Source organism: Streptomyces sp. NBC_00597, assembly GCF_041431095.1.
Classification (GTDB): domain Bacteria; phylum Actinomycetota; class Actinomycetes; order Streptomycetales; family Streptomycetaceae; genus Streptomyces.
This window is the reverse complement of record NZ_CP107758.1, coordinates 658439-669226: the sequence shown is the minus strand read 5'-3', so window position 1 is coordinate 669226 and position 10788 is coordinate 658439. Positions and strand designations below refer to the sequence as shown.

Genomic DNA, 10788 nt, shown 5'->3' with positions numbered 1-10788 from the left:
CGCCTCGCTGCAGCTGGCGGGCTCGGCTTCGCCGAGCTAGGGGCCGGCCCTTCGCCGGTGTCCTGCGCTTCGCTCCGACTGGTTCGGGCTCGCTCGAACGGCTCGCTCCGCGAGCCGGGGTGACCCCGTTTCACGGGGTCTGGGCCTTCGGCCCGTTGGGGTGGGGGAGCGGAGCGGACCCACCCCGAGCCCTTCCGGCTTCGCCTCCAGGGCGGCCCGCTGCGCGGGCTGCGGGCTGGAAAGGGGGGTGTGTTCCTGTCGAATCCCGGCAGGGGTTGTCAGGTCGAGGATCCCCAGGTGTCCCAGTGTCTCGTCCGTTGGCATCCTTCGGCTGTGGAGGCCTGTCTCTCAGGCTCTTTGAGCTGCTCCGTGGTGGGTTCATTCCCCTCAAGAGGAACGTACGACCCGTGATATACGACGCAATCGGTGGGGACGGGTTGAAAGCCGTATCACCCGACCGCCAACAGGGTGGCCAGCGACAGGGAGCCGATGACGTACCCCCGCTCGGGAGGCTTCGAAAGAGGGTTGATCATGTCCCGGATCCTACCGATCACTCCCTCCCACCGGAGTCGGAGTTGTCCCGGACGACTCTGCGTGGACCTCGTTCGCGGTACAGTCATCAGTATGCATCATGCGGGATGTGATGCGTGTAGCTGTGTAGGATCCCGAGAAAACCTCTACCTCCTCCCCTGGTCGGGTTTTCCCGCCGCTTCGTTTTCAGTGGAGTGCCGAATGCAGAAGTCTGGTGACATCGTACTGCGTCCTCACCAGGAGGAGGCGGTGGAGGCGATTGTCCGGGGGCTCGATATTCCGCCCGGGAAGCGGATTCCGGAGGCCGGTCTGCGGGCGACGGTGGTGGCCGCGTGCGGGACCGGGAAGACGTTCATCGCCGCTGCGGCGGCGCTTCGTCTGGCCCGGCACGGACGGGTGTTGGTGCTGCTGCCAACACTGGATCTGCTGACGCAGACGGCCCGGGAATGGCGGCTGGCCGGCCACACCGGGCCCGCGGTGGCGGTGTGCTCGCTGGCGGACGACCCCACCCTGTGGGACCTGGGGGTGCGGGCGACGACGTCGGCGCCGCAGCTCGGACTGTGGCACGGCCGGGGTCCCGTGACCGTCTACGCGACCTACGCCTCCCTGCCGGTCCTGGCCGAGGCACACGAGGGCGCGTACGGGCTGCCGATGGACGTCTTCGACCTGGTCGTCGTCGACGAAGCCCACCGGACTTCGGGCTCGGCCGGTAAGGCGTGGGCGGACATCCACCACCAGGAGGTCATCCCGGCCATGCGCCGGCTGTACATGACCGCCACCCCCAGGATCTGGAAGGAATACCCTCCACGCTCGCGGGCGGAGCAGGAGCTGTACGAGGCGCAGGTCGCCGTCGTGGACGAGGAGACACCCGGTCGGACCCGGCGGGTACGGGACCGGCTGCCGCGTGAGATGGCCTGCTCGATGGACGACGAGAGCGTGTTCGGGCCCGTCGTCTACGAACTGTCCCTTGCATCGGCCATCTCCCGGGGTCTTTTGGCGAAGTATCAGATCGTCGTCGCCGAGCTGACCGACCCCGTCGTCACCCCGGCCCGGCTCATCGGCGTGGAGCGGTACGAGGAGCAGCTGCGGGGTCAGAGGCTCGCGGCGACGCAGACCGCGCTGTTGGAGACCATGGCCGCGCACAGCCTGCAGACGACGATCACCTTCCACCACCGGACGGTCGAGGCGGAGGCCTTCGCCGCCGGGCTGCCTCGGGTCGCGGCGCGGCTGCATCAGGTGGACCCGGACCGGCACCCGGAGAGGGTGTGGTCGGGGTGGCTGTGCGGGGAACACGAGGGCGTCCACCGGCAGTCGGTGCTCTCCGACTTCGGGCGCCGGGCGGGGCGCGCCGTGCTCAGTAATTGCCGGGTTCTCGGTGAGGGAGTCGATATCCGAGCGACCGACTCGGTAGCCCTGATCGACCCGAAGGGGTCGGCTGTGGACATCGTCCAGGCGATCGGCCGGGCCCTGCGGCAGCAGCCGGGGCAGGGCAAGATGGCGACGCTGATCGTTCCGGTGTTCTTGGCCGAGGATGAGAAGCCGGAGGACATGCTTTCCTCGAACTCGTACCGCCCTTTGATTCGGGTTTTGGAAGGGCTTCGGGCGCACGATGAAAAGGCCGTGGAAATGCTCGCCATTCCACAGGAGGTCCGGAAACGCGTTGTCGATCCGTCGCTTCCGGTCGGTCCGGAGCCCGCCGAGGGCGCGGAGGACGACCGGCTGCTGCTCCGGTTCGCGACCCCCCGAGACCCCGGGCTGATCGCGAAGTGGATCAGCTACACCGTCATCAACACCGAGCGCCAGGACTGGAAGCGGGGCGCGGAAGCCGCGTACCGCTACCGGCAGCGCGAGGAACACCTGGACGTGCCCTACGAACACACCGAGGGCACGTACCCGCTGGGGCGGTGGCTCTCCGACCAGCGGCGCGCGTACCGGGCGGGGCAGATGACCGGGGAACGGGCGGCCGAGCTGGAAGAACTGGGGATCGTGTGGGACACCGCCGACGCCGCCTTCGAGCAGAACCTCGCCGCCGCGCGCGCCTACTACGAACTCCACGGAACCCTGGCCGCCCCACGGCACGCCACCGCCCTGGACCGGGCACTCGGGCAGTGGCTGACGAACATCCGGCGCCCCGGCGGGCTCGGGAAAGACCTTGGCCGCGCACGTCGGCGGGCCCAGGAACTCGCCGCGATCGATCCGGACTGGAACCCCCGCGAACTGCGGTGGACGGTCGACTGGCAACGCCACTACGCCTACCTCACCCAGCTCCTCACGGGCGGCGCCCGGCTCGCCGACGTCGTACCCGGGGTCACCCTGCACGGCGAAGACGTCGGACGCTGGCTCACCACCCAACGACGCGACTTCAGCAAGCTCAACGAGGAGCAGCAGCGCAGGCTCGGCAAGCTGGGCGTCAAGAAGGCCGCACAGACACGTAAAGCCCCCACGAAGGCCGCCGTGGCGTCCGGGCCGGGCACGGGCGGCACAGCGTTCCAGAAAGGCCTGGAGGCCCTCGCGCAGTACGTCGCACGGGAAGGTCGCCTGCCTGGGCGCGCTCACGTCGAGCAGCTCCCGGACGGGAAGCACCGGACCGGGGTATGGATCGCCAACCAGAAACAGCGCCGCGACCGGCTCGATCAGACGCAGCTCGCAGCCCTCGCCGAACTCGGCGTCGACTGGGCCCGGTAGGACAGCTACCCGCAGGTGACCGGCACCGTATTCGGACAGCACACAGATCAACTGCCCAGTCTACTGAAGGCCCAGCGAAGGACTTCCTGGTCCGGATGGTCTCGGCCTGTGCGTTGGAGCCCGATGAGGGTGTGGGCCGTGAGCCTGGCCCAGTTGCGGAAGTTGCCGTGCGCTGCGTGGCGGTCGGCGAAGGCGATGTCTGCGGGGTCCGTCTTCGCCCAGATCGGGTGGTAGAGCGGGATGACCTGCCGGACTTCCTCCATGGTGAGCTTGGTGATGTGCTGCCAGATAAAGATGCGGGAGGACAGCATCGGCTCCTTGCGCAGCACGCTGTGCGCGCCCTCTCCTCCGGCGAAGATGATCGCGATCTGGGTGTAGGGGTTATCCCAGGCAAACCGGAAATATTCGAACGTTTCTCGATTGAGCCACTGGGCCTCGTCGACCACCAGCGTCCGAGGCTGGGCTGCCAGCGAGTCCAGGAGCAGCCTGTCGAACTCGGATGGGTGACGCGGAGGTTCGCCTGGCAGACCGAGCGCGGTGAAGAGCTCGTGGCGCACCGCGCGGGCGGTGGGGCGGGCGCGGAAGGCGATCCGGCAGACCTCCTCGCCACGGATCCGCTCAAGCTCACGCAGGCAGACGTTCGCGGCAAGGGTCTTGCCCACGCCTGCCGGGCCGTGGAGACACATCATCGCCCTGGCGTCGATCGTGTCGGTGATGTTCTCCCTCGCGGCCAGGAGCGCCCGGGTCGTGACGACCGCGGCGTCCGCGAGCTGGGTGTAGTGATCTGTCTCCCGCCGCGGTAGCTGGCTCGTCATCGCTTCTCATCCCGGGCGGCGGGGCGCAGGGTGGCTGGGGTGTTCCAGTCGTCGGGCGGCGGCGCGTGAGGGATGAGGTCTGGCAGGGCCAAGGCGGCCATGTCGCTGTCGGATGCCGCGGCGAGTTCCTGATCGGCTTCGGCTGCCGTGACGGCACCCAGGCGTTGCGCGGGCGTGGGCGTGGTGGCGGGGGCGAAGCGCTGCCGGCGCAGGGCCTCGGCCTTCTTCGTCTCCTCGCGCAGGCGGCGGGCCCGCGCGGTGCGGGTGCGGCGCAGTTCGTCGAGCTGTTCGGGGGTCGCGGCGTCGGCAAGGTGGGCGGTACCGAGATGGCGGCCGGCAAGGTCGCACACCTCGATCTCGTGATCGTGGTGGGGCATGTGCCGGATCCGGACACTGCGGCCTGCCTGGCCGGCCATCCACGCACCCACGTAGTCCCGGCCGCGCCAGCGCACCCCGTGACTGCTCAGCTTCCGCACCCTGCCGTCGTCCTCCAGCATCAACCCCCACAACGCGGCCTCGGAGATGTCCGAGAGCGGCGTGGGATCGGCCTGCCAGGCCTCAAGAGGGGTCCGGCCGGCCAGGCCGGCGGGGCGGTGCTCGGTGTTCCACCAACGCGCCCAGTCCAAGACCTCGGCGGTGAACTCGGCGAAGGTCAGTGGCACCGGCTCGGCGAGGCCAGGCTTCTTCTTGGCATGCCGGGGCCCGGGGTTAAGCGTGTAGCCGGGCAGGACCGCGAAAAGCATGCGGTCCGCACACCGATTGAGGTTCTCCACAGTCCCCTTCAGATGCGGGCTGTAGGCAGGCAGATCCTCGAACTGGGTATCCAGGTCGGTGAACGCGCCCAGTACCGTCTTCGACAGGAAGTCCCGGCCGCGGTCGACGCGTACGTGCTCGGGTATGCCTCCCGCTGGCCCGTACGGGCCGGTGCGCAGCACGGCCGCGCGCAGGGCGGCAAGGATCGAGGCCCGCGACGGATGGCCAGGGGTGACCGCGGTACCGGTGATGGCCTTCGTCGCGACGTCGATGAACCACGTCACCCACGGGCGCACCAGCTGCCCGTCTGCGTCGACCAGGAGCGGCGCCTGGACGTGATCGGCCTCCCACGTGTGATTCCGCCACAGCCTCGGGCGACGTCCGAACACATCGTGGGCCCGGGCCGCCTCCGAACCCCGGCCCAGACCCGCGCGTTCGCCCGCGGTCAGATCACGGCGCACCGCGCGCAGGAACGTCGACAACGACGGGACCGGATCCAGCAAGGGCACCGCCTCCATCGGCGCACCTCCGGGAACCGCGATGGCCGGCTCACCGGCCGCCGTACGGGCGCGAGCCACCAGCTGCCGGTGAACCGCGGACGCGTTGCCCCGCCAGTACGCCAGCAGCACCCGGAGCTCGCTCGTGATCTCGAACCGGTCCGCTGACCGGGCACCCGGACCGGCCCCTTCGCCGGGCTCGGCTTCGGCCTGGGCGAGCCACCGCCACACCGTCCGCTCCGACACCCCCAGACACTCCCCTGCCAGGCGCACGTGTCCCCGCGACAGCCTTCCCTGGCTCCGAAGCCGCAGCAACCGCTGCACAGCAGGACCGCGCAACGCCGCGAGCGCCGGACCCTGAAGCTCAGGTATTGGTCCTGGCACGTCCAGTGGTGCCGACTCCCCCACCTCGGATGAACTGATCACGAAACCGCTCCCTGCCGCCGGTCTTGGTCTCCCTTTCCGATCCCGTACCGCCCGCTGTTACGGGTAGGGGCCCAGCCGGGCACAGGCCTGCTCGATCAACGCACGGTCCACGCGTACGTCCCGGCCTCGCTTGGACAAGGCGTAGACGTGGGAAGTGATCTTCGCCCAGGTACGGAAGTTCCCCCGCGCCACCGTCGCATCCGCCCACTCCACCTCCGCCGGATCGACGCCCTCCCACACGTCATGGAACATCGCCAGGATCTCGGCGAGCCGCTCCTGGTCCAGGCCGGGGACCTGGTGCCAGGTCAGCACCCTTGACCGCAGCGCCGGCGCCCGAGCAATCACCCGCTCCGCGCCCGCCCCACACAGCACCAGCGCTGCTGCCGTACTCGGCTCGTCCCACAACAGGCGCAGGTAATCCAGCAACGGCGGAGACAAGCGCTGCGCGTCATCGAGGAACATCACCCCCGGCCGGCGCAGCGCCTCCCCGAGAGCGCGGTCCGCCGGCTGCGCACGGTGCGAGAGAGAACCCGCCGACAGCCCCATCGCGTCCAGCAGCGAAGCGCGCATCTGAGGCAGGCCCGGCTTCACCCCGACCACCGCCCGCCACACAGGCACCCGGTCAGGCAGCAGATGCAGCGCCTGCTGCACCGCCACCGTCTTCCCCACCCCCGGCTCCCCGAACACACACCCAACCCCACGCGCCGCCACCGTGTGCCCCACCGCCTCCACCACCGCAGCCGTCCCGGCCGTCGACACCACCCGGGCACCCGGCACAAACAACCGCACCCCACCCCGAGGCGGCGGCGCAGCGTCCTCTTCAGACACGGCACCAGCCGGAACTACCGGATCCGCGTCGACCACCGGCAGGCCCTCACCCGCCCTTTCAAGCTTCAGCTCCGCCAGTACCCGGTCATAGCGGCCGACCTCGACCCGGTTCCGTGACGGCCGAGCCACCTCCAAGACCCGCCCCGCCCGCAGATCCCGTTGCACTGCACGATGCAACGTCCCCAACGACGGCGTGCCCCCGGCCGAGGACGAACCATCGGCCGTCAGCCACCGGTGCAACGCCGCGACATTCCCGCCCACCTCCGCCAGAACCTGCCACTGCCCATCGTCCAGAGTGAACCTGTCCTGCCGCACCGCGGGCTCCAGCCGACCCTCACGCGCTTCCGACAGCCACCGCCACACCGTCCTCACCGACACCCCAGCGGCTTCAGCCATCACCTGCACATGCAGCGACGACACCGACCCCGGCCCCTGATCCACCAACAACCGACGCACCACCACACCACGCGCCAACCGACCATCCACGTCCATACCCACCAGCACACCCCTGCCCCGGCTAGCCGCACACAGGAATGGGCAAACCCATGACAGCCAACCACCACCGTGCTAGCCACCTCATGACAGCAGCTTGGTCACGCAGTGGCAGCCAAGATCAGCATCACTATGCGGTGAGAGCAGGGACGACCACGCGGACCCGGCTGACGCCCAACCAGTCCGGCCTGCTTACCCATTCACACTTGCCCGAACGAGGGCTTCGAACGCAAGTGATCACGGCGACCGGGTCCGGGAAGACCCGGGTCGCGGTCCGCAGCGCAGAGGAGCTCCACGCGGGCCGTGTGCTGGTGCTCGTGCCCTCGCTGGACCTGCTCGCCCAGACCGAGGCCGCATGGCGCGAGGGCGGCCGCCGGGGCGCGATGATCGGGGTGTCCTCGCTCCGGGGCGAGGAGGTGTCCTTCCCCAACACCACGGACGTGGACGAGCTGGTGGAGTGGACGCGGGGCCTGGACAAGGTCACCGTGTACGCCACGTACGCGAGCCTCGGGCTGGGCACGCTGGAGCGGGCGCACGCCGGGGGCTTGGCGGCTTGGGACCTCATCGTCGTGGACGAGGCCCACCGCGTTTCTGGCCGGATCGGGAAGCCGTGGGCGGTCATCCACGACAACACCCGCATCCCCTCGCTGCGCCGGCTGTACATGACGGCCACGCCCCGCATGTGGCAGCTCGGAGACGAGGACGAGGCCGGCTCGCCGGGCGAGCTGGTCGCGAGCATGGACGACGACCCGGACGGCCCGTTCGGCAGCAGGTGCTTCACCTTGTCGCTCTCGGAGGCCATCGACAGGGGCATCTGTGCCCCCTACCAGGTCGTCTGCGTGGACGTCACCGACACCCAGCTCCAGGCCGCGCAGCTCCTGGGCGCGGAGAGCAGCTCGGCCGAAGTCCGCGGGGCGCGGCTCGCCGCTCTGCAGACCGCGCTGGTGAAGGCGTCGGCGGAGGAGGGCTTCCGCAGGACGCTGGTCTTCCACCATGTGGTGAAGGAGGCCGAAGCCTTCGCGGCCGGCCTTCCCGACGTCGCCGAGCAGCTGCACGCCAGCGACCGCGAGCTGTACCCGGCCACGGTGTGGGCGGACTGGCTGTGCGGGGAGCACAAGCCGCTCCACCGCCGCCGCGTCCTCGCCGAGTTCGCCGAAGGCATCGCCACGGACGGAACCGTCGTGGAGAAGGGCTACCTCGGGTCCGTGAAGGTCCTCGGAGAGGGCGTCGACACCAAGAACTGCGACTCCGTCTACTGGGCCGACGTGCGCGGCTCCATGCCCGACCTCGTCCAGGCCGTCGGCCGAGCCCTGCGCATGCAGCCCGGCGAGGGCAAGGTCGCCTCGCTCGTGGTGCCGATCCTCCTCGGGCCCGGCGAGACCGCCGACAGCATGCTCACCTCGAAGGCGTACGGCGGGCTCGCCAAGCTCCTGGAAGCACTCCGGGCCCACGACGCCCGGATCGTGGAGACCCTCGCGGAGCAGCAGGCCCCGAGCCGCTACAAGCCCGTCAGCAAGGACGACAGCGGCAAGAGCGGCAACGGGACCGGCAACGGCTCCGGGGGCGTCAGCGCCCCCGCCACAGCCCTGCTGAAGTTCAGCGTGCCCCGCGACCCGGCCGCGCTCGCCGCGTTCATCAACCTCCGCGTCCTCAACCCCGAACACGAACACTGGCGCCGCGGCGTGGAAGCCGCCGTCATCTACGCCCGCGCCCACGGCGACCTGCGCGTCCCGTTCGTCTTCCGCGTCCCGGGCGCGGAAGGCGCGGAGGCGTCCGGGTGGCCGGCCTCGCTGGCGAACTTCCCCCTCGGGCAGTGGACCGGCGACGCCCGGCGGTTCTACGCCCGCGGGGACATGGACGAGGAGCGTGTCGCGCAGCTGGAGAAGCTCGGCATGGTCTGGTCCCACTTCGACGTCGCCTGGGAGGAAGGGCTGGCCGCCGCACGCGGATGGGCCACCGAGCACGGGCACCTCCTGGCGCCGGTCGACGCCGCCTTCCAAGGCGCGGCCGTGGGCATCTGGCTGAAGAACGCCCGGGTCGCCGCGCGGAAAGGGATGGAGATCGAGCAGCGGCGGGCCGAAGGGCTGCCCGTGGAGTCGTCCGCCGGCGCGATGACACGGAAGCGACGCGACCAGCTCGAGGACATCGACCCCTCCTGGTGCCCGAACTGGCCCGTGACCTGGCAGCGCTGCTTCCACCTGGTCCGCCTCCACCTCGACGCTGGCGAAGCGCTGCCGACCACAGCGGGCGAGGTCGTGCGCCAGGGCGAGGACCTCGGCCGGTGGGTGACTTCGGTGCGGATCGGCTGGGACCAGCTCACCACCGTGCAACAGTGGATGTGCGAGCAGGTCCTCGGCATCGAGCCCGCCAGCGAGAACGAGAAGCCGAAGCCGCGCACCAGCCAGGCGGACAAGTGGGCGATGCACCTCACCGCAGCCAGGCAGTTCTTCGAGCGCGAGGGCCACCTCACGGTGCCCCGCAAGCACATCGAGACCATCACCACCCGCGACGACCAGGCGCAGCAGGACATGGCGCTGAAGCTCGGAACATGGGTCGACAACCAACGCCGCCGGGCCGCCACGCTGACCCCGGAGCGAGTCGAACTGCTCTCCAAGGTCGGGATGCGGTGGGCGTAGAGCGCGTCGTCGTCCTTGTAGCCAGTGTCTCTCCGCGGCGTCTGCCCTGAGGGACGGGCTACTGGGCTGGGCAGGGTGATTCTGCCCAGCCCAGCGGCCTTCAGGTCAGCCGAAGTCGAATGTCTCCTGCACTGGGAGCGTCGGGCCCAGGCGGGGCGCTGGCACGCCGTCCGGGTGCGCCGTCTTCCAGCGCGCAGCCAGATCGGCCTTCCAGCCCTTCGGCGGAGGCCATGGAACGCCCCAGGCCGCGAGCTGTGCCCTGCTGTAGCCGCCCTTGGGCGAGCGGGCGGCCTCGACTTCTTCAGGCGACGGGAGTTCGGTCATGGATGTTGAACCTTCACATGTAGGAGTGGTCCCTCGATGCTGTGCTGGAGGCGGGAAAGGTCCGTTTCGTTGTCCAGCCGCAGCCATCCCTCAGGTAGCGGGGTGTTGGCATGCGACGGCGGTTCTGCACCAACAGGAGCGAAGAACATCTCGGCGGGTTCTTCCCACGTTGTCGACGTCAAGGCGACCCGCTCGTCGAAGACCTCCTGCCGCAGTTGCAGAAGACCGTCCTCCCGCAGGGCTCGGATGTAGTTGAGGAGCTCGATCGTTCCAACCATGGCCCATGCAACCAGTGGCACAGCAGCCCGGAACCGGTCTTGCAGCCCGAAGGCGTCGCCCTCCTGCCGCCGCTCCGTGTCGTGGTGCACCACGTCCCCGTAAATCCAGGCCATGGCCAGCCTGTGCGCGTCGAGATCGTGGTCCTCACCTGTAGCCGTGTTGGTGACCATGACTCGGTAGGCCGCTTCTGCTGGTGTAGAGGGGGCCACCCGTGCCCGCCACTCAGCACGCGCTGCGCGTACCCATGCAGCGTCGTACGGCGATGCTCGGCAGGAGTAGCCCAATGCGTTCAGCGCCTTCATGTGGAAGCAGTCCTCGGTCTCCAGGAGGATTGGCCGGATCCGCGCCGCAGCGGACTCCACTACCTCCTCGGGCGGCAGCTCGTGCCGGATCCTCACCTCGCCGTTGGCGAAGCGGCGGACCTCGATCTTCATGCGGGTGAGGTCCACGAGCGCATCCCAGTCAGCTGCGAGGGAGTGCTCTTCCACACGGCGAGCACGTACCACGTACGCCTCAAGCCAA

General features: G+C 69.6%; 7 protein-coding genes. 2 read left to right on the top strand and 5 right to left on the bottom strand.

The genetic code is table 11. From position 1 onward, the window contains the following. Positions 1-732 precede the first annotated feature (732 nt). On the top strand, positions 733-3216 hold the full coding sequence (locus OG974_RS32715) for a Helicase associated domain protein (protein ID WP_327286538.1): 2484 nt from the start codon (positions 733-735) through the stop codon (positions 3214-3216). 47 nt (positions 3217-3263) lie between these two features. Here the strand turns inward: OG974_RS32715 and OG974_RS32710 are convergent, their stop codons facing one another. The 3 genes from OG974_RS32710 to OG974_RS32700 form a co-directional block, all read right to left on the bottom strand. Beyond that, complete coding sequence (locus OG974_RS32710; RefSeq protein WP_327286537.1) at positions 3264-4031, bottom strand: ATP-binding protein; 768 nt, start codon at positions 4029-4031, stop codon at positions 3264-3266. Continuing rightward, positions 4028-5605: a Mu transposase C-terminal domain-containing protein gene (locus OG974_RS32705; protein ID WP_371647374.1), complete on the bottom strand. Its 1578-nt coding sequence runs from the start codon at positions 5603-5605 to the stop codon at positions 4028-4030. Before OG974_RS32705 ends, OG974_RS32710 begins: the two co-directional genes overlap by 4 nt. Before the next feature lie 159 nt (positions 5606-5764). After that, on the bottom strand, positions 5765-7027 hold the full coding sequence (locus OG974_RS32700) for an ATP-binding protein (RefSeq protein ID WP_327286567.1): 1263 nt from the start codon (positions 7025-7027) through the stop codon (positions 5765-5767). Positions 7028-7260: 233 nt separating this feature from the next. Between OG974_RS32700 and OG974_RS32695 the strand changes: the two genes are divergently transcribed. Then, entirely contained in the window at positions 7261-9663 is a 2403-nt protein-coding gene (locus tag OG974_RS32695; RefSeq protein WP_327286535.1) for a Helicase associated domain protein, read from the top strand. 105 nt (positions 9664-9768) lie between these two features. On the opposite strand, the gene OG974_RS32690 is transcribed toward OG974_RS32695, so the two are convergent. Both OG974_RS32690 and OG974_RS32685 read right to left on the bottom strand, forming a co-directional pair. After that, positions 9769-9987: a hypothetical protein gene (locus tag OG974_RS32690; protein ID WP_327286534.1), complete on the bottom strand. Its 219-nt coding sequence runs from the start codon at positions 9985-9987 to the stop codon at positions 9769-9771. Then, positions 9984-10715, bottom strand: coding sequence for a hypothetical protein (locus tag OG974_RS32685; protein ID WP_327286533.1), 732 nt, complete (start codon positions 10713-10715; stop codon positions 9984-9986). Before OG974_RS32685 ends, OG974_RS32690 begins: the two co-directional genes overlap by 4 nt. Between the last annotated feature and the right edge of the window lie 73 nt (positions 10716-10788).